Source organism: Streptomyces diastaticus subsp. diastaticus (assembly GCF_011170125.1).
GTDB lineage: Bacteria > Actinomycetota > Actinomycetes > Streptomycetales > Streptomycetaceae > Streptomyces > Streptomyces diastaticus.
In genome coordinates this window covers 1,790,590-1,815,590 of record NZ_BLLN01000005.1, presented here as the reverse complement: position 1 = coordinate 1,815,590, position 25,001 = coordinate 1,790,590, and the positions used below count along the sequence as shown (strand labels likewise).

Below are 25,001 nucleotides of genomic sequence, written 5' to 3'. Positions count from 1 at the left end.
CTGAGCCCCCTGGGCCCGGTGCGCCGGAACCGGCCACAGTGGCTGGCCGCCCTGGGCTTCGCCGGTGCGTCGACCGGCCTTCGCGCGCGTCCCACGCCGCGCGCGTCCCACGCCGCCCGCGGGCGGCGTGGCGCAGGCGGGGTCCGCTCCCACGTGCCCGGCGGTTTCCCGCCGGACGGCGCGGAGTCGCCGGACGGCTCCGGGCGGCTCGTCCACGGGCCCCGCCCCGGAGGCCTGGCGGGCCGGGACGGGATCGTACGCGGTGGTGGCGCCCCGCCCGGGGAACGCGGGTGCCGGGGGCCGGTACGGGCCCGGCGCGCGGGGCTCCGCTGTTTCCCCCCCGGCCGCCCGTGGCGGCTACGCCGATGACTCCGAAGGCCGGGTCGCCGCCCGCGCCGGAACCGGCCCCGCGGGCCCGCGGGGCCGCCTGCGGGGAACCGCCGGGTCCGTGCCGCTGCCCGGCGGGCGCCGAGGCCGGGACCGGGGTGGGCCGGACCACGGCGCCTCGCTGTCCACCGGGCCCGCGCGGGCTCGTAGAATCGGGCCCACCATGGCCTATCTCGACCACGCCGCGACGACCCCGATGCTCCCCGAAGCCGTCGAGGCGCTGTCCGCCCAGCTCACCCGTACCGGCAACGCCTCCTCGCTGCACGCGGCCGGGCGCAGAGCCCGGCGCAGTGCCGAGGAGGCCCGGGAGACCCTCGCCGAGTCGCTGGGCGCCCGGCCCAGCGAGGTGGTGCTCACCGGTGGCGGCACGGAGGCCGACAACCTCGCCGTCAAAGGTCTGTACTGGGCCCGCCGCGCCGCCGATGCGCGCCGCACCCGCGTGCTGGCCAGCCCCGTGGAGCACCACGCCGTGCTCGACGCGGTGCACTGGCTCGGCGAGCACGAGGGCGCCACGGTCGAGTACCTGCCGGTCGACACCCTCGGCCGGGTCCACCCCGAGGCGCTGCGCGAGGCGCTCGTCCGGAACCCGCACGACGTCGCGCTCGCCACCGTCATGTGGGCCAACAACGAGATCGGCACCGTCCAGCCCGTCGCCGCACTGGCCGCCGTCGCCGCCGAGTACGAGATCCCGCTGCACGCCGACGCCGTCCAGGCGTTCGGCCAGCTCCCGCTGGACTTCGACACCTCGGGCCTGGCCGCCGCCACCGTCAGCGGCCACAAGATCGGCGGCCCCTACGGCATCGGCGCGCTCCTCCTGGGCCGCCAGTACACGCCCGTCCCCGTCCTGCACGGCGGCGGGCAGGAGCGGCACGTGCGCTCCGGCACCCTCGACGTACCCGCCATCGCCTCCTTCGCCGTCGCCGGACGGCTCGCCGCCGAACGCCGCCCCCGCTTCGCCGAGCAGATCGGCGCGCTCCGCGACGACCTGGTCACGGCCGTGCGCGCCGCCGTCCCCGACGCGATCCTCGGCGGCGACCCCGACCCCGCCGGACGGCTGCCCGCCAACGCCCACTTCACGTTCCCCGGCTGCGAGGGCGACTCCCTGCTGCTGCTCCTGGACGCCCAGGGCATCGAGTGCTCCACCGGCTCGGCCTGCACCGCCGGGGTCGCCCAGCCCAGCCACGTCCTGCTCGCCACGGGCACCCCGCCCGGCCTGGCCCGGGGCACGCTGCGCTTCTCGCTCGGCCACACCTCGACCCGCACCGACGTCGACGCCGTCGCCAGGGCGATCGGCCCGGCCGTGGAGCGGGCCCGCGCCGCCGGACTGAGCTGACCGGGCAGGTCCTAGGCCCGCTCGTCCCGGTCGCGCTCGCGCTCCAGCCGCTTCTTGGCCGTCCGCACCAGCCGCAGGTAGCGGTCCCAGTCCCAGTGCGGCCCCGGGTCGGTGTGGTCGGTGCCGGGCACCTCGACGTGGCCGATGATGTGCGTACGGTCCACGGGTATCGAGTGGCGCAGGCAGATGTCGGCGGTCAGCCGCGCCGAGCTCTCGTACATCGCCCCCGTGAAGTCCTGCGGACGGTCCACGAAGCCCTCGTGCTCGATGCCGACCGCGCGCTCGTTGTACTCGCGGTTGCCCGCCTGGTAGGCCACGTCCAGCTCGCGGATGAGCTGCGCCACCCTGCCGTCCTTGCCGACCACGTAGTGCGTGGCCGCGCGGTGCGCCGGGTCCTGGAAGACCTTGAGCGCCACCGCGTAACTGCCCTGCACCACGTGGACGATCACGCGGTCCACGGTGAAGTCGTCGGGGCGGTCCGCCCGGCGCCAGTTCGCCTCGGAGGCCGCGACCCACTCGGCCTTCGCGTAGTCCACCGCCCCCTCCACCCGCGGCTTGGACACCCCCGGCAGCTGGTACCACAGGCCGCCCAGCCGCTCCCGCGCCAGCACGCCGCCCGTGGCCGCCGCCACCGCGGCGCCGATCAGCACCGACCGCCGCCGGACCGTGCGGCGCCGCGCGCCCCGTCCGCCGTCCGCGCCTGCGCCCGCGCTGTGATTCCCGTTGCCCACGCCTGCCCCAACGCCTACGCGAGGGACATTCGTTCCCGCGCCCCCGTACCCTGGACGGGCTATGACTGAGACCTCCCCGCGCACCGAGAACCCGCCGCGCCCCCTGAGGGTGCTCGCAGCGATGTCCGGCGGTGTGGACTCCGCCGTCGCCGCCGCCCGCGCCGCCGAAGCAGGCCACGACGTGACCGGGGTCCACCTGGCGCTCTCCGCCAACCCGCAGTCCTTCCGGACCGGCGCGCGCGGCTGCTGCACCATCGAGGACTCCCGCGACGCCCGCCGCGCCGCCGACGTGATCGGCATCCCCTTCTACGTCTGGGACCTCGCCGAACGCTTCCGCGAGGACGTGGTGGAGGACTTCGTCGCCGAGTACGAGGCCGGCCGCACCCCCAACCCGTGCCTGCGGTGCAACGAGAAGATCAAGTTCGCGGCCCTCCTCGACAAGGCCCTCGCCCTCGGCTTCGACGCCGTCTGCACCGGCCACTACGCCACCGTCGTCACCCGCGAGGACGGCTCCCGCGAACTGCACCGCGCCTCCGACATGGCCAAGGACCAGAGCTACGTCCTCGGCGTCCTCGACGAGCGGCAGCTCGCGCACGCCCTCTTCCCGCTCGGCGACACCCTCACCACCAAGGACGAGATCCGCGCCGAGGCCGAGCGGCGGGGCCTGGCCGTCGCCAAGAAGCCCGACAGCCACGACATCTGCTTCATCGCCGACGGCGACACCCGCGGCTTCCTCGCCGGACGTCTCGGCACCGCCGAGGGCGACATCCTCGACGAGGCCGGGCAGAAGGTCGGCACCCACGAGGGCGCCTACGGCTACACCATCGGCCAGCGCAAGGGCCTGCGCATCGGCACCCCGGCCCCCGACGGCAAGCCCCGCTACGTCCTGGACATCTCCCCGGTCGACAACACCGTCACCGTCGGCCCCGCTGGCGCCCTCGACGTCACCGGGCTCACCGCCGTCCGGCCCCGGTGGTGCGGCACCCCGCCCGCCGGCGGCGGCCGCTACACGGCGCAGCTGCGCGCCCACGGCGAGGAGACCCCCGTCACCGCCGAGGTGCGCGACGGCGAGCTGAGCGTCGACTTCGACGAGCCGGTGCGCGGTGTCGCTCCCGGCCAGGCCGTCGTCCTCTACGACGGCAGCCGCGTCGTGGGCTCCGCCACCATCGCCGCCACCCGGCGCGCCGGAGCCGTCCCGGCGGCCTGACGTGCCGGGCGCGTGCGGCGGGGCGCCCCGCCGCACGCGCCGCTCACCGGAGGAACTCCCGCAACGCCGAGGCCACCGCCTCCGGCGCCACGTCGTGGGTCTGCCCGTCCAGCTCCCGGTACTCCCCGTACGGCAGCGCCCCGGCCACCGCCCGCGCCGCCTCGGCCATCGCCGGCGGGCTCGCCGAACCGGCCATCACCAGAGCCGGCACCCGGACCAGGGCCAGCCGGTCCGGCGGCGGCGCCCCGTCCCCCAGCACCTCGTCGTCGTGGGCCAGGGTCGGCGCGACCGCCTCGAAGCCCGGCCAGGCCGGGGACCGCCGGGCCCCGGCGATCATCCCGGGCGTCAGCCCGATGTGCGTCATGAAGAGCTCCACCGCCCCGCCCCGGTCGTCCGCCGCCAGCAGCGCCACCAGCCGTGAGCGGTACGCCTCCCGCCGCGAGAGGTCCGCCTCCCCGACGGTGAACGGCGGCTCGTAGAGCGCGACGCGGCTCACCTCCAGCCCCGCCGACGCCGCGTGCAGCGCCAGCGCCGCCCCCGAGGAGACGCCGTACAGCGCGGCGGGCGGACCCGCCGCGCGGATCACCTCCGCGAGGTCCTCCACCTCGCGGCGCACCTCGTAGGGCCGCGTGTCGCCGCTGCGGCCGCGCCCCCGCCGGTCGTACGTCACCACCGTGAAGGAGCCGGCGAGCAGCTCGGCCAGCGGCGCCGCGTGCTCCCCGGTCGTCAGCGCACCGCCGACCAGCACCAGCGCCGGGCCCTCCCCCCGTCGCTCGTAGCCGATCGGCGTGCCGTCCCGGGAGACCACGGTGTCCATACCGCCAGCCTGCCCGGACCCCCCGCCGTCCTCACCCGGGCCGCGCCCGAACGGTCACCCGGCCCGCTCCCCGACCACCTCCGTCCCGTAGAAGCAGAAGTGGTCCCGGATCTCCGCGACCGCCTCGACCGGGTCCGGGTACGCCCACACCAGGTCCGGCTCGCCCGGCAGCGACCAGTACGAGGCGGTGCCCTTGAAGGGGCAGAACGTGTGCGTCCCGGAGGGTGCCAGCAGTTCCGTGCGGACGTCCTCGGGCGGCAGGTAGTAGCGGACGGGCAGCCCCGTCTCGCGCAGCAGCAGCGGGCGGCGGCTCTCCGCCACCGTCCGCCCGCCGCGCACCACCCGCACGTGCACCGGGGTCCGCTCGACGGTGATGCGGTGACCGCGCGCCGTGTCGTCTCCGTGTCCCTGAGTCATGCCCCCGACCGTACCCCCGCCGCCGGCACCGCCTGTCCGGTACGCGGCTTCTGCCCCCGGCCGCGCGGGCGATAGGTTGCGGCCATGAACATAGGCGTCTTCCTGTCCGCCGCCGACCTGCCCGAGCGCTACACGCGGCCCGCCCGCGAGTTCGCCGAACTGCTCGGCAGGGGCGGCCACACCCTGGTGTGGGGCGGCTCCGACAAGGGACTCATGAAGGTCGTGGCGGACGGCGTCGAACGCTCCGGCGGCAGGCTTCTCGGCGTCTCCGTGGAATTCCTCGCCGACTCGGCACGCCCCGTCCCCGCCGCGTCCGGCGAGATGATCGTCACCGCCGACCTCGCCGAGCGGAAGGCGCAGCTCCTCGCCCGCGCCGACGCCGTCGTGATCATGGTGGGCGGCACCGGCACCCTCGACGAGGCCACCGAGATCCTCGAACTCAAGAAGCACGGCCTGCACACCAAGCCCGTCGTCCTGCTCAACACGGCCGGCTTCTACGACGGCCTGCGCCGGCAGTTCCAGCGCATGGAGGACGAGGGGTTCCTGCCCCTCCCGCTGACCGAACTCGTCCTCTTCGCCGAGGAGCCCGTCGGCGCCCTCGCCCACCTGGAGGAGAGCGCCGGAGTCCAGTAGGCGCCGCGCCCCGGCCGCCCGCGCCGTACCGGCTGGCCGGTCCCCGGCGTCCGGTGGGATCATGCGGCCCATGGCTACTCATGTGATCACCGGCGCCGGTTCCGGCATCGGCGCCGCCGTCGCCCGCCGCCTCCACGAGCGCGGCGACCACCTCGTCCTCGTCGCCCGCGACGCGGGCCGTGCCCGGGAACTGGCCGCCGCCCACCCCGGCGCCGACACCCTCGTCGCCGACCTCGCCGACCCCGACCGGATCTCCTGGGCGCTCTCCCACCAGACGCTGCCCGACCGCATCGACTCGCTGCTGCACATCGCGGGCGTCGTCGACCTCGGCGCCGTGGACGAACTCACCCCCAGGACGTGGCGCCACCAGATCGACGTCAACCTCCTCGCGCCCGCCGAACTGACCCGCCACTTCCTGCCGCAGCTGCGCCTGACCCACGGCCACGTCGTCTTCGTCAACTCCGGCGCCGGCCTCAACGCCAACGGCGGCTGGGCCGCCTACGCCGCCGCCAAGCACGGCCTCAAGGCCCTCGCCGACGCCCTGCGCCAGGAGGAGCAGCCGCACGGGGTGCGCGTCACCTCCGTCTACCCCGGCCGCACCGCCAGCGCCATGCAGCAGAAAATCCACCAGCAGGAGGGCAAGGAGTACGACCCCGGCCGGTGGATCAGCCCGGACTCGGTGGCCACCGCCCTGCTCACCGCGCTCGACCTGCCCGCCGACGCGGTGATCAACGACCTCACCGTCCGGCCGCGCGGCTGAGCCGTCCGCGCCGGGGTGCGGCCCCGCCCCGGCGCCCGCACGCCGACCTGCCTCGGGCGGCGGTGCCCCGGGGCCCGTAGCCTGTCCGGCGTGAGCGACACCGACGACTTCCGCACCCTGCGCGCCACCGGCATCGGCTCGATGCCCGGCGGCGACGCCCGCGAGGCGGCCAAGACCGTGACCGGCACCTTCGCGGGCGGCGAGGGGATGCCGCACCTGCCCGAACTCCCCGCCCGCGGGCCCGGCGCCGACATGGTGGGCCGCACCGCCGGACTCCTCGTCGACGTCCACGCCCAGCTGGAGCCCAGCGGCTGGCGGACCGCCGACCGGCCCGGCCGCGACACGCGCCGAGCCGTCTCCTGGCTCCGCGAGGACCTCGACGCCCTGGAGGAGTTCACCCAGGGGTACCGCGGCCCGCTCAAGGTCCAGGCCGTCGGCCCCTGGACGCTCGCCGCCGCTCTCCAGGCACGCGGCGGCGAAGCCTGCCTCGGCGACCCGGGCGCCTGCCGCGACCTCGCCGCCTCCCTCGCCGAAGGGCTCCGCGGCCACCTCGCCGAGCTGCGCCGCCGCGTCCCCGGCGCCCGCCTCGTCCTCCAGCTCGACGAACCCTCGCTGACCGCCGTCCTCACCGGTGACGTCCGCACCGCCAGCGGCTACCGCACCTACCGCGCCGTCGACCGCCAGATCGTCGAATCGGCGCTCCGCGAGGTCGCCGCCGTCCACGACGGACCCGTGATCGCGCACAGTTGCGCCCCGTCCGTCCCCTTCGCCCTGCTGCGCCGCGCCGGGTTCGCCGGCGCCTCCTTCGACTTCTCCCTGCTCACCGAGCGTGACGACGAGGCGCTCGGGGAAGGCGTCGAGGCGGGCTTCCGGCTGCTCGCCGGTGTCGTGCCGGGCACCGACACCGCGTTGTCGGACCCGGCCGGTAGCGTCATGGGGGTCAGGACGTGGTGGCGCAGGCTGGGGCTGAATCCCGGGCTGCTCCCCGAGGCGGTGGCGATCACCCCGTCGTGCGGTCTGGCCGGCGCCTCGCCCGGCCACGCCCGCTCGGCACTCGCCCACTGCGTCCGGGCGGCGAACTCACTCGCGGACAACCCGGAGTGACGAAACGGGAGGACAGGACAGTGGCCGGCGAACAGCAGAACGCAGACGTTCCCGCGGACGCGCGGGAACGGCACAAGCAACTCGCCGAACAGGTCGAGGAGCACCGCTTCCGCTACTACGTCAACGACCAGCCCGTCGTCAGCGACGCCGAGTTCGACCAGCTGCTGCGCGCCCTCACCGAGCTGGAGGAGCGGTACCCGCCGCTGCGCACCCCCGACTCGCCCACCCAGAAGGTCGCCGGGCAGTACGAGACGGAGTTCACCTCCGTCGAGCACCGCGAGCGCATGCTCTCCCTCGACAACGCCTTCGACGACGAGGAACTCTCCGCCTGGGCCGACCGGGTCGCCAAGGAGGCCGGCGCCCCCGGCTACCACTTCCTGTGCGAGCTGAAGATCGACGGACTCGCCGTCAACCTCACCTACGAACACGGCCGCCTCACCCGCGCCGCCACCCGCGGCGACGGCCGCGTCGGCGAGGACATCACCCCCAACGTCCGCACCATCTCCGACATCCCCGAGCGGCTGCACGGTGACGACGTGCCCGCTCTCGTCGAGATCCGCGGCGAGGTCTTCTTCCCGATGGAGGAGTTCGAGAAGCTCAACGCCCGCCTGGTGGAGGCGGGCGAGAAGCCCTTCGCCAACCCGCGCAACGCCGCCGCCGGCTCCCTGCGCCAGAAGGACCCCCGGGTCACCGCGACCCGCCCGCTGCACATGGTCGTCCACGGCATCGGCGCCCGCGAGGGCTTCACCATCGACTGCCTCTCCCACGCCTACGACCTGCTGCGCGCCTGGGGCCTGCCCACCGCCCGGCACAACAAGGTCGTCGACGGACTGGAGGGCGTCCGCGAGTTCATCCGGTACCACGGCGACCACCGGCACTCCGTCGAGCACGAGATCGACGGTGTCGTCGTCAAGCTCGACGAGGTCCCCCTCCAGGGCCGTCTCGGCTCCACCTCCCGCGCCCCGCGCTGGGCCATCGCCTGGAAGTACCCGCCCGAGGAGGTCAACAGCCGCCTCGTCGACATCCGCGTCGGCGTCGGCCGCACCGGACGCGTCACCCCGTACGCCCAGGTCGAACCGGTCACCGTGGCCGGCTCCGAGGTCGAGTTCGCCACCCTGCACAACCAGGACGTGGTCCGTGCCAAGGGCGTCCTCATCGGCGACACCGTGGTCCTGCGCAAGGCCGGCGACGTCATCCCGGAGATCCTCGGCCCCGTCGCCGACCTCCGCGACGGCACCGAGCGCCCCTTCACGATGCCCGCCGAGTGCCCCGAGTGCGGCACCCCGCTGAAGCCGATGAAGGAGGGCGACATCGACCTCCGCTGCCCCAACGCCCGCTCCTGCCCCGCCCAGCTGCGCGAGCGGATCTACTACCTCGCCGGCCGCAAGAGCCTGGACATCGAGAACTTCGGCTACGTCGCCGCCACCGCCCTCACCCAGCCGCTGGAGCCCTCCGAGCCGCCGCTGCGCGACGAGGGCGACCTCTTCGACCTCACCGTCGACCAGCTCCTGCCCATCCGCTCCTACGTCCTCGACCCGGACAGCGGCCTGCCCAAACGCGACCCGAAGACCGGCGAGGAGAAGATCGTCACCTTCTTCGCCAACAAGCAGGGCGAGGCGAAGAAGAACACCCTCGCCATGCTCGACCACATCGAACAGGCCAAGCAGCGCCCTCTCGCCCGCGTCCTCACCGGCCTCTCCATCCGCCACGTCGGCCCGGTCGCCGCCCAGGCGCTGGCCCGCGAGTTCCGCTCCGTCGAGCGGATCGAGGCCGCCACCGAGGAGGAGCTGGCGCGGACCGAAGGCGTCGGGCCGACCATCGCCGCCTCCCTCAAGAGCTGGTTCGCCGAGGAGTGGCACCGCGAGATCGTCCGCAAGTGGCGCGAGGCGGGCGTGCGGATGGAGGAGGAGTCCACCGGCGAGGACGAAGGCCCCCGCCCGCTGGAGGGCCTCACCGTCGTCGTCACCGGCACCCTGGAGCACCACACCCGGGACAACGCCAAGGAAGCCCTCCAGAGCAGGGGCGCCAAAGTGACAGGTTCTGTCTCGAAGAAGACTTCGTTCGTGGTCGTCGGTGACAATCCCGGCTCCAAGTACGACAAGGCCATGCAGGCGAAAGTCCCGGTCCTGGACGAGGCGGGCTTCGCCGTCCTCCTCGAACAGGGCGCCGACGCCGCACGTGAAGTGGCACTTCCGCTTCCCGAGTGACCTCCGGGAGCCACCCGTTCGGCGCATACCAGATGCATCCGGGTGGCCGGGTCTCATTCGGGCAACCGTCCCCGAGCGGTGCCCGTGAGGGCCCCGGGCGGCCTACTGTTGGGGGACGCGCCTCGCGGTGCCCGGCCGACTCACGGGGCCGGCCGGGCACCCGGGCGGTGACAGACAAGGCCGTCGGCCCCGCACCCGCGGCACGTGTCGGCTGGGAGAGGGACGGAATGGAACCGACCGAGAGCGCCGCACCGGCCTCATGGCCGCGTCTGCGCCGCACCGTTGCCGCGCGCACCGCCCCGCACCGGGCGCCGTACGCGCCCGGCCGGGCCGAGGGCGTCTCCCCGCTGCTCCCGGCCGCCGTCGTCGTGCTCGCCGCCGTCCTCCTCGCCGCCGGCATCGGCCGCGCCCTCGCCACCGGCCACGCCCTCTTCCCGGCGGGCGCCGCCGGCTGGGCGCTCGCCGTCCTCACCGGCATCGTCGTCGGCCACCTCGTCGCCCTCGGCCGCGACCGCTGGTGGGGCGGGACCGGCTCCGGTGCCGCCCTGACCCTCGCGGTCCTGCTGCTCTACGGCTGGGTCCCGGCCGGGCTGGTCAGCATCACCGTCGTCGTCCTGGTCGGTGTCGCCCGCAGGCACCGCTGGCGCCAGGGCCTGCTGCACGGCGCCGTCGACATCCTCGGCATCGCCGCCGCCGCCCTCCTGCTGACCCTCACCGGCATCACTCCCAGCGTCGAGACGCCCTGGGACCCGCGCGGCTGGACCCTCGCCACCGGCACCGGCGTCCTGTTCGCCGCCGCCGGCTACCTGCTGACGACCCGCCTGCTGCTGTGGCTGGTCCACACCCCGCACCCGGGCACCCTGCCCACCGTCACCCGCAGCGTCGTGATCCGGCAGAGCCTGGTCGGCGTCGCCCTGCTCGGCATCGCCCCGCTGATCTGCGTGGTCGCCGTCGCCCTGCCGGTGCTGCTGCCGCTCTTCTCCATCCCGCTCATCGCCCTCGACTCCACCCTGTGGATCGCCCGCGCCCGCGCCGAGGAGCAACTGCGCGACCCGCTCACCGGCCTGCCCAACCGGCAATGGCTGCTGGAGCGGATCTGGACCGCCCTCGACGAGGCCGAGCAGGCCGGGACGCGCTCCGCGCTGCTCCTCATCGACCTCGACCGGTTCCGCTCGGTCAACGACACCCTCGGCCACCTCGCCGGCGACCGCCTCCTGTTGCAGATAGCGGAACGGCTGCGCCCCGCACTGCCGCGCGGCGCCGAGGCCGCCCGGCTCGGCGGCGACGAGTTCGCCGTCCTGCTGCCGGTCGCCGACTCCACCACCGCCGCCCAGCGCGTCGCCCGCGGCCTCGTCGCCGAACTCGGCTCCCCGCTCGACCTCGACGGACTCACCCTGGTCCTGGAGGCCAGCGCCGGGGTCGCCGTCTACCCGGACCACGCCCAGGACGCCGAGGGCCTCCTGCGCCGCGCCGACGTGGCGATGTACCAGGCAAAACGGGACCGCACCGGCGTCGAGGTCTACGAGTCCAAGCGTGACTCCAACACCCCCGACCGCCTCGGTCTCCTCGGCGATCTGCGCCGCGCGCTCGACGCGGGCGAGGTCGAACTGCACTACCAGCCCAAGGTCCGTTTCGACGGCCAGGTCGCCGGGCTGGAGGCGCTGGTGCGCTGGGTCCACCCGGAGCGCGGCCGGGTCCCCCCGGACGAGTTCATCGCCATCGCCGAGTCCTCCGGGCTGATGCCGCACCTCACCGAGTACGTCCTGGAGACGGCCCTCGGCCAGGTCGCCCGCTGGCGCGCCCAGGGCCTCAACGTCCCGGTCGCCGTCAACGTCTCCCCGCGCGACGTGCACAGCCCCGGCTTCGCCGGCGCCGTGGCGGCCCGGCTCGCCCGGCACGGCGTACCGGCCGGGGCGCTCCAGCTCGAGATCACCGAACACGTCCTGCTGGAGGACCCGCAGCGGGCCGCCGACACCCTCGCCGCGCTGACCGGGCACGGCGTGCGGATGTCCCTGGACGACTTCGGCACCGGCTACTCCTCCCTGGTCCACCTGCGACGGCTGCCGGTCAGCGAACTGAAGATCGACCGCAGCTTCGTCGCCCGTCTCGCCGTCGACACCGAGGACGCGGAGATCGTCCGCTGCACCGTCGACCTCGCCCACTCGCTGGGACTGCTGGTCGTCGCCGAGGGCGTGGAGGACGACGAGACCTGGGAGCGGTTGCGCGACCTGGGGTGCGACGCGGTCCAGGGATGGCTGGTCGCCGCCGCCATGCCCGCGGACGAGACGACGGCCTGGCTGCGGGCGCGGGGGGCCCGGGGATGGCGGCGGCCCGCCGAACTCGCCGCCGAGGCGCGGTCCGCGCGTGCCGTTCGGTCCGGGCCTCCGCAGTAACGTTCGCCCCTTCGGGGCGGGGAAGCGAGCGGGGTCCCGGGCCGCCCGGTCGCGCCGGCCGGAGGTGGCCCGGCACGCCGGCCGGGCCGCGTTCCGCCGGGCTCGGCCCGTCCGTACGGGCCGCCGACGGCCGTGAGTTCCGTACGGGCTGACCGCGGCCGGGGCCGCCGCCCGCACCGGAGCCGGACCCCCGCCCGCACCGGAGCCGGGCAGGGGGACGGGGCGTCCGGACGGGTGATCGTGGGAGCGTTTCGCCGGGGGGTGGGGCGGCCCCATAGGATTGGGTCCGCACACCCGCCACTCTCACCCTGAGGATCGCCGCATGCCTGGCATCACGCGCGAGGAGGTCGCTCACCTCGCTCGGCTGGCGCGTCTGGAGCTCAAGGCCGAAGAACTCGAACACTTCGCCGGACAGCTCGACGACATTCTCGGCGCGGTCGCCCGCGTCTCCGAAGTCGCCGGACAAGACGTACCGCCGACCTCCCACCCGCTGCCGATGACGAACGTCATGCGGGCGGACGAGGTCCGTCCGTCGCTCACCCCGGAGCAGGCGCTCTCCGGCGCGCCCGCCCAGGAGCAGCAGCGTTTCAAGGTGCCGCAGATCCTCGGGGAGGACTGACCGCCATGACGGACAGCATCATCAAGCTCACCGCGGCCGAGACCGCCGCGAAGATCGCCTCCGGCGAACTCACCGCCGCGGAGGTCACCGAGGCCCACCTGGCCCGGATCGAGGCCGTCGACGAGAAGGTCCACGCCTTCCTGCACGTCGACCGCGAGGGCGCCCTCGCCCAGGCGCGCGCCGTCGACGCCAAGCGCGCGGCCGGCGAGAAGCTCGGCCCGCTCGCCGGTGTCCCGCTGGCGCTGAAGGACATCTTCACCACCGAGGGGATTCCGACCACCGTCGGCTCGAAGATCCTCGAAGGCTGGATCCCGCCGTACGACGCCACCGTCACCAAGCGGCTCAAGGACGCCGACGTGGTGATCCTCGGCAAGACCAACATGGACGAGTTCGCCATGGGGTCCTCCACCGAGAACAGCGCCTACGGCCCCACCGGCAACCCGTGGGACCTCACCCGCATCCCCGGCGGCTCCGGCGGCGGCTCCTCCGCCGCGCTCGCCGCCTTCGAGGCGCCGCTGGCCATCGGCACGGACACCGGCGGCTCCATCCGCCAGCCCGCCGCCGTGACCGGCACCGTCGGCGTCAAGCCGACCTACGGCGGCGTCTCCCGCTACGGCATGGTCGCCTTCTCCAGCTCCCTCGACCAGGGCGGGCCCTGCGCCCGCACGGTGCTCGACGCCGCGCTGCTGCACGAGGCCATCGCCGGGCACGACCCGCTCGACTCGACCTCCATCGACGCCCCGGTCCCGCCGGTCGTCGAGGCCGCCCGCAACGGCTCGGTCGCCGGGATGCGCGTCGGCGTGGTCAAGCAGTTCCGCGGCGAGGGCTACCAGGCCGGTGTCGTCCAGCGGTTCGACGAGTCCGTGGAGCTGCTCCGCAAGCTCGGCGCGACCATCGTCGAGCTGGACTGCCCCTCGTTCGACCTGGCGCTCTCGGCGTACTACCTGATCGCGCCCTCCGAGTGCTCCTCGAACCTCGCCCGCTTCGACGCCATGCGCTACGGCCTCAGGGTCGGTGACGACGGGACGCGGTCGGCCGAAGAGGTCACCGCCATCACCCGCGAGGAGGGCTTCGGCGACGAGGTCAAGCGCCGCGTCATCCTCGGCACGTACGCGCTCAGCTCCGGCTACTACGACGCGTACTACGGCTCCGCGCAGAAGGTCCGCACGCTCATCACGCGCGACTTCGAGCGGGCCTTCGAGGAGGTCGACGTGATCGTCTCGCCGACCACCCCGACGACCGCGTTCCCCATCGGGGAGCGGGCCGACGACCCCATGGCGATGTACCTCGCCGACCTCTGCACCATCCCCACCAACCTGGCCGGGAACGCCGCGATGTCGCTGCCCTGCGGCCTCGCCCCCGAGGACGGCCTGCCGGTGGGGCTCCAGATCATCGCCCCCGCCATGAAGGACGACCGGCTGTACAAGGTCGGAGCAGCCGTCGAGGCCGCCTTCGTGGAACAGTGGGGTCATCCGCTGCTGGAGGAGGCTCCGTCCCTGTGAGCGCACTGTCCAAGGCCAAGGGTTTCAAGAAGTCCAAGGCCGGTACGTACCTGTCCATCGGCACCACCGCCTTCGGCGCCCTGAGCGTCTACAAGCAGGTGAAGGCCGCCCGCCAGGACCACGACACGCTGAGCCTGGTCGACGCGGTCGCCACCGCGGCCGGGATCGTCACGGGTGTCGCCCTGCTCGTCCGTGAGCTCAAGCGCCTCGGCGACGACGACGTCCTGCTGGGCTGAGAGGGAAAAGTTTCACCGTGACTGTCACTGACCTGGTGCCGTACGACGACGCGCTGGCGGCGTACGACCCCGTCATGGGCCTGGAGGTCCATGTCGAGCTCGGCACCAAGACCAAGATGTTCTGCGGCTGCTCCACGGAGCTGGGCGCGGACGCCAACTCGCAGACCTGCCCCACCTGCCTCGGCCTGCCCGGTTCCCTGCCGGTCGTCAACGCCGTCGGCGTGGAGTCGGCCGTCAAGATCGGCCTGGCGCTCCACTGCGAGATCGCCGAATGGTGCCGCTTCGCCCGGAAGAACTACTTCTACCCGGACATGCCGAAGAACTTCCAGACCTCCCAGTACGACGAGCCCATCGCCTTCGACGGCTACCTCGACGTGCAACTGGAGGACGGCGAGGTCTTCCGGGTGGAGATCGAGCGCGCCCACATGGAGGAGGACACCGGCAAGTCGACCCACGTCGGAGGGGCCACCGGCCGTATCCACGGCGCGTCCCACTCCCTGCTCGACTACAACCGCGCCGGCATCCCGCTCATCGAGATCGTCACCAAGCCCATCGAGGGCGCGGGCGAGCGGGCCCCCGAGGTCGCCAAGGCGTACGTCGCCGAGCTGCGCGAGCTGATCAAGGCGCTCGGCGTCTCCGAGGCCCGCATGGAGATGGGCCAGATGCGGTGCGACGTCAACCTCTCGCTGCGCCCCAAGGGCCGGCGGGAGTTCGGCACCCGCTCGGAGACGAAGAACGTCAACTCGCTCCGCTCGGTCGAGCGTGCCGCCCGGTTCGAGATCCAGCGGCACGCCGCGGTCCTCTCCACCGGCGGCACCATCGTCCAGGAGACCCGGCACTTCCACGAGGAGGACGGCTCCACCACGGCCGGCCGCATCAAGGACAACGCCGAGGACTACCGCTACTTCCCCGAGCCGGACCTGGTGCCGGTCGCCCCGCCGCGCGAGTGGGTCGAGGAACTGCGCGCCACCCTGCCCGAACCGCCCCGCGTGCGCCGCAACCGGCTCCGCGAGGAGTGGGGCGTCTCCGAGCACGACATGCAGTCGATCCTCAACGCCGGGGCGATCGACCCGATCGTCGCCACCATCGAGGCGGGCGCCGAGGCGTCCGCCGCGCGCAAGTGGTGGATGGGCGAACTGGCCCGCAACGCCAACGAGACGGGCCGGCCCCTGGAGGCCCTGCCGATCACCCCGGCGCAGGTCGCCCGGGTCGCCGAGCTGGTCAAGGGCGGTGACCTCAACGACAAGCTGGCCCGCCAGGTCATCGAGGGCGTCCTCGCGGGCGAGGGCGACCCGGACACCGTGGTGGAGAAGCGCGGCCTGAAGGTCGTCTCCGACGAGGGCGCGCTCACCACCGCCGTCGAGGAGGCCATCGCCGGGAACCCGGCCGTCGCGGACAAGATCCGCGGCGGCAAGGTCGCCGCCGCCGGTGCGCTGGTCGGCGCCGTCATGAAGGCGACGCGCGGCCAGGCCGACGCCGCCCGCGTGAAGGAGCTGATCCTCGCGCAGCTCGGCGTCGAGGGCTGACCCACGCACGGCACGGCGCCGAGGGCCGCCGCCGCCGCGACGACACCCTGAGGGGCGTCCGTACCGACCGGGTGCGGGCGCCCTTCGACGCATCCGGACGGTGCGTCGGCGGGCCCGGCCGGTGCGGAGCGTGCGGCTGCCGGGACGGGCCGTCACACGGCGGACAAGGTGCTGTGACGAAGCGCACGAAAGGGTCAAACGATCTTTTTCGCCTGCGAGAGTGACAGCACTGCTCACGCTTTTTCGCGGGCCGAACCCACCCGGGCACCTCCCTGCCCGGCGGCTCCCCGGCGAAGCACGACCCCTGAGGGAGCACGTCCGTGGCCGCACTCGCCCGCTGGTGCATGCACCACCGCCTCCTGGCCGTCCTGCTCTGGCTGCTCGTCCTCGGTGGTGCCGGTACCGCCGCGGGCGTCGCCGGATCGGCGTACACCAACGACTACGCGGCCGGGGGCACCGAGTCCGGCGAGGCCACCGCCCTCATCGAGCGCGGCTTCCCCGGCCTCGCGGGCGACAGTGACACCCTCGTCTGGCACGCCCCCGACAGCTCCGTGCACGCCGCCGACGTCGAGCAGACCATGACCCACGTGCTGGACCGCGTCGCCGGGCTGCCCGGCGTCGCCACCGTCGCCGGCCCCTACGCCGACGCGGGCACCGGCCCCGGCGGCGGCGTCAGCGCGGACGGCCGCACCGCCTACGCCACCGTCACCTTCGCCGCGCAGACCAGCGACATCAGCCCCGCGCAGGCCGAGGCCGTGGTGGACGCCGCGCACGCCGCCGACGGCGACGGCCTCCAGGTCGAGGTGGGCGGCTCGGCCGTCGCCCTCACCGAGGCCCCCGCCCTGCACACCGCCGAACTCATCGGCGTCGCCGTCGCCGCCGTCGTCCTCTTCCTCGCCTTCGGCTCCCTCGCCGCCTCCCTGCTGCCCATCGCCACCGCCCTGGTCAGCGTCGGCATCGCCTACGCCGGGATCGTGCTGCTGGGCCACGTCATGACCGTCGCCGACTTCGCCCCCATGCTCGGCATGCTGATCGGCCTCGGCGTCGGCATCGACTACGCGCTGTTCCTCGTCACCCGGCACCGCACCGGCCTGAAACAGGGCCTGACCACCGAGGCGGCGGCCGCCCGCGCCGTCGCCACCACCGGACGGGCCGTCGTCTTCGCCGGCGCCACCGTCTGCATCGCCCTGCTCGGCATGCTCATCCTGCGCCTGGAGTTCCTCAACGGCGTCGCCATCGCCGCCTCCCTCACCGTGCTGCTCACGGTCGCCGCCTCCCTGACTCTGCTCCCCGCGCTCCTCGCGTACATCGGACCGCGCGCCCTCAGCCGCCGCGAGCGGCGCCGGCTCGCCGCGGAGGGGCCGCTGCCGGAGCTGCCCACCGGGTTCGCCGCGCGCTGGTCCCGTTTCGTCGAGCGGCACCCCAAGCTCCTCGGCGTCCTCGCCACGGCCGTCATGGCCGTCCTCGCGCTGCCCATGCTCAGCCTCCACCTCGGCACCTCCGACCAGGGCAACAACCCGGCCACCAGCACCACCCGCCAGGCGTACGACCTGCTCGCCGACGAGTTCGGGCCCGGCGTCAACGGCCCGCTCACCCTCGTCACCGAGGTCGGGGGCGCCCAGGACCGGCTCGCCCTCGACGGCCTGGAGCAGACCCTGCGGCAGACCGACGGCGTCGCCGACGTCACCCCCGTCGTCCTCAACGAGGACTCCGACACCGCTCTGCTGACCGTCGTGCCCACCTCCTCCCCGCAGTCCGAGGAGACCAGCGCCCTCGTCGACCGGCTCCGCTCCGACGTCCTGCCGCGGGCCGAGGCGGGCACCGGGCTCGACCTCCAGGTCGGCGGGGTGACCGCCGCCTACGACGACTTCGCCGAACTGATCGTCGGCAAGCTGCCGCTCTTCATCGGTGTCGTCATCAGCCTCGGCTTCGCCCTGCTGCTGCTCGCCTTCCGCTCCGTCGGCATCCCGCTCAAGGCGGCGCTGATGAACGTGATGGCCGTCGCCGGTGCCTTCGGCGTCGTGGTGGCGATCTTCCAGTGGGGCTGGGGCAGCGAACTCCTCGGCCTCGGCAGCTCGGGCCCGATCGAGCCGTTCCTGCCGGTGATCATGGTCTCGGTGCTCTTCGGGCTCTCCATGGACTACCAGGTCTTCCTGGTCAGCCGGATGCACGAGGAATGGCTGGCCACCGGTGACAACACCCGGGCCGTCCGGGTCGGGCTCGCCGAGACCGGCCGGGTCATCAACTCGGCCGCCGTCATCATGATCTCCGTCTTCCTCGCCTTCGTGCTCAGCGGCGACCGGCTCATCGCCATGTTCGGCATCGCGCTCGCCGTGGCCGTCGCCCTGGACGCCTTCGTCCTCCGGACCCTGCTGGTCCCCGCCCTCATGCATCTGCTGGGCCGCGCCAACTGGTGGCTGCCCGGCCGGCTCGACCGCTTGCTGCCCCGCATCAGCATCGAGGGCCCGCCCGAGCACCGGGCCGGGCACCCGGCGGACGTACCCGTCCCGCGCACGCCCGGCGGAGTGCCGGCCGCCGGGCCGGACCCCGAGCGGGCCCCCGCCGGCCCAGCCGCCGTCCGTTAAGCGGACTCTCATACTCCATCCGTACGGTGCCTCGCATGGATACCAGGACGGCTGACGGCAAGCGCCCGGCGAACGGAGCGGAGGACGAGCGGCAGGACACCCCCGAAGGCACCCCCGGCGCGTCTCCCGGGACCACTCCCGGCGAGACCGAGGACCACCAGGGGACGGGAGAGTCGCAGGCGGCGGAGGCGGACGGCCGCGACGAGCGGGAGGACGAGGCCGTGGACGAGGAGGCCGTGGCGGACGCCGACGAGGCGGACGCGGCGGGCCGTACCGGCATGGCGGCCGGCGCCGCCGCCATCGTCTCCGTCGTGCTCGGCGTGGTCTCCCTGACCGGCGGCTGGCTCGGCACCATCGCCTCCGCCCGCGCCTCCCTCATCGGCCAGCTCGAGACCTCCCAGGGCGCGGGCGTCGCCGACCAGGTCCAGGCCATCTACGGCGACTCCTGGCAGGCCGCCGCCCTCGTCGGCGGTGCCTTCGCGGCGGCCGGACTGCTCGTCGGTATCGGCGTGGTGCTCCGCGTCGCCTACTGGCCCGCACGGACCGGCCCCGTCTGGGTGCGCTCGGCCGCCTGGGCGGGCGTCGCCGTCGGCCTCATCGGCGTCCTGCTGGCACTGTCCAAGTACACCGGGCTGCTGCTCGGAGTGCCGTCGGCCGGCTGAACCACCTGGCCCCGCCCCGCCCCGCCCCGTCCCGCCGCCGCGGGCCGGGGCGGCGCCGTATCCGGGCGGGGCGGGGCCGGGGCGGACCTCAGCCGACCCGTACGCCGATCTTCAGCTCCCCCCGGCCTCCCATGCCGCCACCTCGTTCACCAGCCAGGTCCTGGAGGAGAGCGTCGTACCCGCCTCCGTCGTGTACGTGCCGACGGCCAGTACCGTCTCGCCCGAGCCGGGCGAGACCAGGACCTCGGCCTCGGTGGGGGAGGCGCCCGAGAACCGCAGCGCCAGGTCGAGGGGGCCCGGCGAGGCCGCGTACCCCGGCGGATCGGCGGGACCGTCCACCAGGACGCGGGCACCCCGGAAGAGATGGGTGTGGGAACAGGTGGCACAGAGGCGCGGCATGGACTCCACTCTGCGGCGTCGGGGCGCGGGGCGGCGTACGGGCTGCTCCGGAGGTGTGACGGGTGTGGCCTCATGGGCGAGGAGCGGGTGCGGCGGAGTGGTCGCACAGGCCGTGGGGGAGTAGGAGCGGCCGAGCCGAGAGTCCGGGGAGCCGGGGAGGCTCCACTCGAGCGGCCGGGCCGGTGCGGAGCGCGCCCGGGGTTCCGTTCTGGGGAAGCCGGGGGAGGTGGCGTTGGACGGCTCCGAGGGGCGGCCCTCTGCGGCGGGGACCGGAGGCCACGGGGACGGGCCCAGGGCACGAGCGGAGCAGGCGAGCGGCGGCCGGCGCACGGCGGGCACGGGCCCTACCGGCCGGTGACCGGTCCGGTCCGGTCCGCCGGGCCTAAGGCGGTCGGGCCCGCGGTCTAAGGCTCCGCACGCCCCGGGATCGGTCATCCTCCCGATGCGCCGGCTCGCGCTGCGCGAGGAGAGTCGGGGATGCCGCCGGGGAGAGGCCCGACGGCCTCGTACCGCAGACGTGGGGGACCCCGTGCTCGACTACGCGCTCTACCGGCTCCGTTCCGCCGAACTCATCGAGGAGGCCGCACGCGTCCGGCTCGTCCGGCGGGCGGAGCACCGCCGGGCCGACGCCGGCCGACAGCGGCCCGGCCAGGAACCCGACGGGCGGCCGAACCCGCCGCCGCACGCCACCGCCGCGTGAACCCGCACCGCGCGGCCCCGCCGTCGAGAGCCGCTTCCCGCCGTCCCACCCCCGTCACGGACGCGTGTGCGATGCTCGCGGGCGTGGAACACAAGTCGGTCAGTCCTGTTTTCGTCGGGCGCCGCGCGGAACTCGACACGCTCCGCCGTGCGTCGGCACAGGCACGGGCCGGTGCGCCGCAGGCCCTGCTCATCGGCGGCGAGGCAGGTGTCGGGAAGACCCGGCTGCTGGAGGAGTTCATCGCCGAGGCCGCGCGCGAAGGGGACCTCGTCGCCCTCGGCTCCTGCGTGGAGAGCGGCGCCGAAGGGCTGCCGTTCGCGCCGTTCGCCGCCCTGCTGCGCACCCTGCGGCGGCTGCTGCCCGAGGAGTTCGCGGCCGGCGCCGCCGGGCAGGAGGGCGAACTCGCCCGGCTCCTGCCCGACCTCGGCGAAGCCCCGGGCGGCCGTTCCGGCGAGGAGGGCACCGCCCGCCTCTTCGACCTGACGGCCCGGCTCCTTCAACACCTCGCGGCCGAACGCGACATCGTCCTCGTCGTGGAGGACCTGCACTGGGCCGACGCCTCGACCCGCCGCCTGATCGCCTACCTCTTCCGCACCCTGCGCACCGGCCGCCTGTCCGTCCTGGCCAGCTACCGCGCCGACGACATCCACCGGCGCCACCCGCTGCGGCCCCTCCTCGCCGAACTCGACCGGCTGCGCACCGTGCAGCGCCTCGAACTGCCCCGCTTCAACCGGGCCGAGGTCGCCCGCCAGCTCGCCGGAATCCTCGCCGCCGAACCCGACGACTCCCTGGTCGACGACGTCTTCACCCGCTCCGAGGGCAACGCCTTCTTCGTCGAGGAACTCACCGTCGCCGCCCGCTCCGGCTGCCACACCGGCCTCACCGACTCCCTGCGCGACCTCCTCCTGGTCCGCGTCGAAGCCCTCCCCGAACGCAGCCAGCACCTCGTCCGGCTCGCCGCCGAAGGCGGCCCCACCACCGAGTACGCGCTGCTCGCCGCCGTCGCCCAGCTCCCCGAGACCGAACTGCTCGACGCGCTCAGGGCCGCCGTCGGCGCCCACATCCTGCTGCCCAGCGAGCACGGCGACGGCTATCGCTTCCGCCACGCCCTCGTCCGCGAAGCCGTCACCGACGACCTGCTGCCCGGCGAACGCACCCGCATCGGCCGCCAGTTCGCCGAGGCACTGGCCGCCGACCCGGCACTGGTCGCCACCGACGCGTACGCCACCCGGCTCGCCGGCTACTGGTACCGCGCCCACGACGCAGCCAAGGCCCTGCCCGCCGTGCTGCGCGCGGCACGTGAGGCCCGGCGGCGGCATGCCTACGCCGAGCAGTTCTCGCTGCTGGAACGCGCCATGGAACTCTGGGACGGCGTGCCCGGGGAGATCCGCGGCGCCCTGCGCTGCGCCGACCACACCGAGGTCTACTCGCACCTGACCGCCCGCCGCGGACCCGGCACCGGCGAGGGCCCCGAGGCGCCGCTGCGCTATCTCCACCTCATGGCCGACGCCACCGTGGCCGGGCGCCTCTGCGGCCAGCGCGAACGGGCCTACAAGATCGCCAAGCGTGCCGTCCGGATGCTCGGCGAACCCGCCACGACCACCGGGGAGAGCTGGGACGAACCGCTCTTCGCCGCCTGGTTCTGGGTGCAGCGCTCCCGGGTCGCCGAGAGTGTCGGCCGTGGCGACGGCTGGCAGGAACTGCACACCGCCCAGGAACTCGTCCGTGGCCTGCCGCCTTCCGAGACGCACGCGGAGGTGCTCTCCTGCGTCGCCTCCTGGTGGATGCTGCACCGCCCGGGACCCGAGGCGTACGCCGCAGCGGAACGCGCCGTGCAGTACGCCCGCATGGTCGACGCCGACGACATCGAACTCGCCGCCCGGTGCACCCTCGCCGGACTGCGCGTCGACTCCGGGGACATCGACACCGGTCTCGCCGAACTCCGCGACGTCCTCGCCGACGCCCTGCGGCGCGAACGCCCCCACCAGATAGGCCGCTGCTACGTCAACCTCCCCTCCCACCTGGAGGGCATCGGCCGCTCCGCCGAGGCGGCCGCCCTCAGCGAGGAGGGCCTTCAGACGTGCCACCGGTACGGCCTGCTCTCCAGCGCCACCTTCATCCACGCCAACCACGCCGAGTCGCTGGTCTCCCTCGGACGCTGGGACGAGGCGCTGCGCAGCGCCGACGCCGCCGCCGGACCCACCGGGCAGACCAAACCGGCGGGCATGGCCGCCCACACCCGTACCGTCATCGCGCTGGCTCGCGGCGACCTCGCCACCGCCGCCCAGCAGGACGCCCTCGCCCGCACCCGCGTCGGCAGCCACAGAGCCATGCCCCAGCACGCCCTGCCGCTCGCCACCGCCCGCCTCGGCATCGCGGCCGCCGAGGGCCGCATCCTCGACGCCCGCGCGGAACTCCGGGCCGCCGCCGAAACCGGCTTCCCGCCCGGTACGCAGCGCTACGCCTGGCCTCTGCTGCTCGCGGCCGCCACCGCCGAGTCCGAGACCCGCGGCCTGCCCGGCGCCGAGGAAGGCCGCGCGGCCCATCTCGCCCTCGTCCGCCGCCTCGCCAAGAACCTCGTGACCTGCGTGCCGGTCGGGGAGGCCCAGGCCGCCTGGGTGCGGGCCGAACTGCGCCGTGCCGAGGCCCAGGACACCGTGGCCGACTGGGCCGAGGCCCACCGCCGGTTCCTCCCCCTGGGACGCCCCTTTGACCTCGCCCGCGTCGGACTCCGCCACGCCGAAGCCCTCCTCGCCGACTCCGGAGCCCGGCCCGGCCCCGGCCGCGCCCAGGCCGCCGGCCTCCTGCGCTCCGCCCGCGCCACCGCCCGCCGCCTCGGCACCCGTCCCCTCGCCGACAGCATCGACCTGCTGGCCCGCCGGGCCCGGCTCTCCGTCAGTACCCGGCCGACGACGAGGGCGCTGCCGCAGGCCCCCGCCGACCCGGCCGAGGCACTGGGACTCACCCGCCGGGAACGCGAAGTGCTGCGGCTCCTGGTGGCCGGCCGCACCAACCGGCACATCGCCGACGAACTCTTCATCTCGCCGAAGACCGCCAGCGTCCACGTCTCCCACATCCTCGCCAAGCTGGAGGTCTCCACCCGGGGCGAGGCCGCGGCGGTGGCGCATCGGCTGCGCTTGGTGGGCGGGGCCGAGGGAGGGACGGGGAGTGAGAGGAGCGAGGGGGAAACGAGAGGAGGGGAGGGGAGGTGAGGGCGGGCGTGGCGGAGTGGCGTCGCGGGCCGGGTGAGTGAGCCCCGGGTCACCTGTCCCACCCTCGCCCGGTCACTCTCCCCGCCGCCGCTCCGGAACCCGGATGACGACGTGCCCCGAGGCGAGGTCGATCGGCCCGGAGCCCGGGTCGGCCGCGTCGGTGTCGACCCGGGTCAGTTCGAGGCGCTTCCTCTCCTCCTCGGTATGGCGCCGGCCGGGAGCGAAGAGCTGCTCGATGAGGTTGAACACGTGACCACCTCCATGGCGCGGGGTGCCGGTCAGGCTGGTCCACGATCAGCGCACCCGCACCTCCAGAATCCGGTCGTCGCCCTTCTCCGGGGAACCCCTGCCGTCTGTCTCGTTGGTCACCACCCACAGCTTGTCCCCGCCCGCCGACACGACGGTGCGCAGGCGGCCGTACTCGCCCTTGAGGAACGCCTGGGGTTCCGCCGACGGCTTGCCGCCGGAGAGCGGGACGCGCCACAGCCGCTCACCGCGCAGTCCGGCCATCCACACCGATCCCTCGGCGACCGCGATGCCGCTCGGTGAGGCGTCGGCCGTGCGCCACTGCTCCACGGGGTCGCGGAAGTCGCCCTTCCCGTCGGCCTCGCCCTCCACGTCGGGCCAGCCGTAGTTGCCGTCCTTCTCGACGAGGTTCAGCTCGTCCCAGGTGTCCTGGCCGAACTCCGAGGCCCACAGGCGGCGGTCCTCGTCCCAGGCCAGGCCCTGGACGTTGCGGTGGCCGTACGACCAGACCACCGAGTCCGCGTCCGGGTTCCCCTCGGCGGGCTCGCCCTCCGGCGTCATCCGCAGGATCTTCCCGCCGAGTGACTCCTTGTCCTGGGCGAGCCCCTTGTCGCCCGTCTCGCCGGTGCCCACGTAGAGCATCTTGTCGGGGCCGAACGCGATCCGGCCGCCGTTGTGCGTGAAGCCCTTGGGGATGCCCTTGAAGACGGTGCTCGGTGCGGAGAGCCGATGCCCGGCCGGCTTCTTCGCGTCGTACCGCATGCTGGCGACGCGGTTGTCGGAGGCGGTGGTGAAGTAGGCGTACACCAACTGGTCCGAGGCGAAGGAGGGGGAGAGGGCGAGACCGAGCAGGCCCCCCTCGCCCTCGGCGTCGACCCCGGGCACCGGGCCGGCCTCGCTGGTCTTGCCGGAGTCGCCGTCGACCTGGACGATCTCGCCCTCGTCCCGGGAGGCGACCAGGAGATCACCGTCGGGCAGCGGAGCCAGGCCCCACGGGGACTTCAGGCCGGTCGCCACCGTGCGCACCACGTCCACCGAGCCCTTGTCGGGTGGTGCGTCGGAGGCCGCCGAGGCCGAACCGGACGGGCTCGCCGCCCCCGGTGACGAGGGCCCGCCCCCCGGCTGGGCGGGCTCGGAGGAGCAGCCGGCCCCCAGGAGCGCCATCGCCAGCGCCGCCGTGAGAGCCCCCGGCGCCCGGCGGCGCGCGGACCGCCTCCCCGGGGGCGCCGGGCGGGGCGGGGACGTACGGGGGGCGGGCGCGGTGGTCGGCATCTTCGGTCCCTTCACGACGGTGTTGGTTGGTTCCTAACCCGCCGCCCCCGCCG

At 74.4% G+C, this 25,001-nt stretch carries 21 protein-coding genes; 15 read left to right on the top strand and 6 right to left on the bottom strand.

Annotation, left to right across the window (positions count from 1 at the left end; all coding sequences use genetic code 11):
* Window positions 1-550: 550 nt before the first annotated feature.
* Window positions 551-1,720 (top strand): cysteine desulfurase family protein, encoded by a 1,170-nt coding sequence (locus Sdia_RS25205; RefSeq protein WP_189499753.1) that lies wholly within the window; start codon window positions 551-553, stop codon window positions 1,718-1,720.
* An 11-nt stretch (window positions 1,721-1,731) separates the two neighbouring features.
* Here Sdia_RS25205 and Sdia_RS25200 read toward each other — a convergent pair whose 3' ends face one another.
* Window positions 1,732-2,451 carry an N-acetylmuramoyl-L-alanine amidase gene (locus tag Sdia_RS25200; RefSeq protein WP_100455056.1) on the bottom strand — a complete coding sequence of 240 codons (720 nt, stop codon included), beginning with the start codon at window positions 2,449-2,451 and terminating at the stop codon, window positions 1,732-1,734.
* 61 nt (window positions 2,452-2,512) lie between these two features.
* Here Sdia_RS25200 and mnmA point away from each other — a divergent pair, with 61 nt between their 5' ends.
* A complete protein-coding gene (mnmA, locus tag Sdia_RS25195) occupies window positions 2,513-3,658 on the top strand; it encodes a tRNA 2-thiouridine(34) synthase MnmA (protein WP_189499752.1) in 1,146 nt (381 codons plus the stop codon).
* 43 nt (window positions 3,659-3,701) lie between these two features.
* Here mnmA and Sdia_RS25190 read toward each other — a convergent pair whose 3' ends face one another.
* Complete coding sequence (locus tag Sdia_RS25190; RefSeq protein WP_115068114.1) at window positions 3,702-4,475, bottom strand: alpha/beta fold hydrolase; 774 nt, start codon at window positions 4,473-4,475, stop codon at window positions 3,702-3,704.
* Window positions 4,476-4,529: 54 nt separating this feature from the next.
* The gene (locus tag Sdia_RS25185) at window positions 4,530-4,892 is read right to left on the bottom strand and encodes a DUF427 domain-containing protein (RefSeq protein ID WP_115068115.1); all 363 of its coding nucleotides are present in this window, start codon (window positions 4,890-4,892) and stop codon (window positions 4,530-4,532) included.
* A gap of 84 nt (window positions 4,893-4,976) precedes the next feature.
* Between Sdia_RS25185 and Sdia_RS25180 the strand changes: the two genes are divergently transcribed.
* From Sdia_RS25180 to Sdia_RS25130, 11 genes are all read left to right on the top strand, one after another.
* Entirely contained in the window at window positions 4,977-5,525 is a 549-nt protein-coding gene (locus Sdia_RS25180; RefSeq protein WP_115068116.1) for an LOG family protein, read from the top strand.
* A gap of 61 nt (window positions 5,526-5,586) precedes the next feature.
* A complete protein-coding gene (locus Sdia_RS25175; RefSeq protein WP_100455061.1) occupies window positions 5,587-6,285 on the top strand; it encodes an SDR family oxidoreductase in 699 nt (232 codons plus the stop codon).
* 90 nt (window positions 6,286-6,375) lie between these two features.
* Window positions 6,376-7,389 (top strand): methionine synthase, encoded by a 1,014-nt coding sequence (locus Sdia_RS25170; protein ID WP_189401192.1) that lies wholly within the window; start codon window positions 6,376-6,378, stop codon window positions 7,387-7,389.
* A gap of 20 nt (window positions 7,390-7,409) precedes the next feature.
* A complete protein-coding gene (ligA, locus tag Sdia_RS25165; protein WP_100455063.1) occupies window positions 7,410-9,596 on the top strand; it encodes an NAD-dependent DNA ligase LigA in 2,187 nt (728 codons plus the stop codon).
* Window positions 9,597-9,823: 227 nt separating this feature from the next.
* On the top strand, window positions 9,824-11,989 hold the full coding sequence (locus Sdia_RS25160) for a putative bifunctional diguanylate cyclase/phosphodiesterase (RefSeq protein ID WP_115068117.1): 2,166 nt from the start codon (window positions 9,824-9,826) through the stop codon (window positions 11,987-11,989).
* A 322-nt stretch (window positions 11,990-12,311) separates the two neighbouring features.
* Complete coding sequence (gene gatC, locus Sdia_RS25155) at window positions 12,312-12,608, top strand: Asp-tRNA(Asn)/Glu-tRNA(Gln) amidotransferase subunit GatC (protein WP_003951011.1); 297 nt, start codon at window positions 12,312-12,314, stop codon at window positions 12,606-12,608.
* A 5-nt stretch (window positions 12,609-12,613) separates the two neighbouring features.
* Entirely contained in the window at window positions 12,614-14,110 is a 1,497-nt protein-coding gene (gene gatA / locus Sdia_RS25150) for an Asp-tRNA(Asn)/Glu-tRNA(Gln) amidotransferase subunit GatA (RefSeq protein ID WP_100455065.1), read from the top strand.
* Entirely contained in the window at window positions 14,107-14,346 is a 240-nt protein-coding gene (locus Sdia_RS25145; protein WP_100455066.1) for a hypothetical protein, read from the top strand. The genes gatA and Sdia_RS25145 overlap by 4 nt, the downstream gene beginning before the upstream one ends.
* Before the next feature lie 17 nt (window positions 14,347-14,363).
* Window positions 14,364-15,872, top strand: coding sequence for an Asp-tRNA(Asn)/Glu-tRNA(Gln) amidotransferase subunit GatB (gene gatB, locus Sdia_RS25140; RefSeq protein WP_100455067.1), 1,509 nt, complete (start codon window positions 14,364-14,366; stop codon window positions 15,870-15,872).
* Between the two features lie 320 nt (window positions 15,873-16,192).
* Window positions 16,193-18,457 (top strand): MMPL family transporter, encoded by a 2,265-nt coding sequence (locus tag Sdia_RS25135; protein ID WP_189401198.1) that lies wholly within the window; start codon window positions 16,193-16,195, stop codon window positions 18,455-18,457.
* Between the two features lie 35 nt (window positions 18,458-18,492).
* Entirely contained in the window at window positions 18,493-19,119 is a 627-nt protein-coding gene (locus tag Sdia_RS25130) for a hypothetical protein (protein ID WP_189499751.1), read from the top strand.
* A gap of 111 nt (window positions 19,120-19,230) precedes the next feature.
* Here the strand turns inward: Sdia_RS25130 and Sdia_RS25125 are convergent, their stop codons facing one another.
* Window positions 19,231-19,518: a hypothetical protein gene (locus Sdia_RS25125; protein ID WP_229830064.1), complete on the bottom strand. Its 288-nt coding sequence runs from the start codon at window positions 19,516-19,518 to the stop codon at window positions 19,231-19,233.
* Between the two features lie 517 nt (window positions 19,519-20,035).
* On the opposite strand from Sdia_RS25125, the gene Sdia_RS25120 reads away from it, so the two are divergent.
* On the top strand, window positions 20,036-20,218 hold the full coding sequence (locus Sdia_RS25120) for a hypothetical protein (protein WP_100455071.1): 183 nt from the start codon (window positions 20,036-20,038) through the stop codon (window positions 20,216-20,218).
* A gap of 71 nt (window positions 20,219-20,289) precedes the next feature.
* Window positions 20,290-23,430: a helix-turn-helix transcriptional regulator gene (locus tag Sdia_RS25115; RefSeq protein ID WP_115068119.1), complete on the top strand. Its 3,141-nt coding sequence runs from the start codon at window positions 20,290-20,292 to the stop codon at window positions 23,428-23,430.
* A 72-nt stretch (window positions 23,431-23,502) separates the two neighbouring features.
* Here Sdia_RS25115 and Sdia_RS25110 read toward each other — a convergent pair whose 3' ends face one another.
* Window positions 23,503-23,679 carry a DUF6191 domain-containing protein gene (locus tag Sdia_RS25110; RefSeq protein WP_164495068.1) on the bottom strand — a complete coding sequence of 59 codons (177 nt, stop codon included), beginning with the start codon at window positions 23,677-23,679 and terminating at the stop codon, window positions 23,503-23,505.
* A gap of 45 nt (window positions 23,680-23,724) precedes the next feature.
* Window positions 23,725-24,840: a PQQ-dependent sugar dehydrogenase gene (locus Sdia_RS25105; RefSeq protein WP_100455073.1), complete on the bottom strand. Its 1,116-nt coding sequence runs from the start codon at window positions 24,838-24,840 to the stop codon at window positions 23,725-23,727.
* Between the last annotated feature and the right edge of the window lie 161 nt (window positions 24,841-25,001).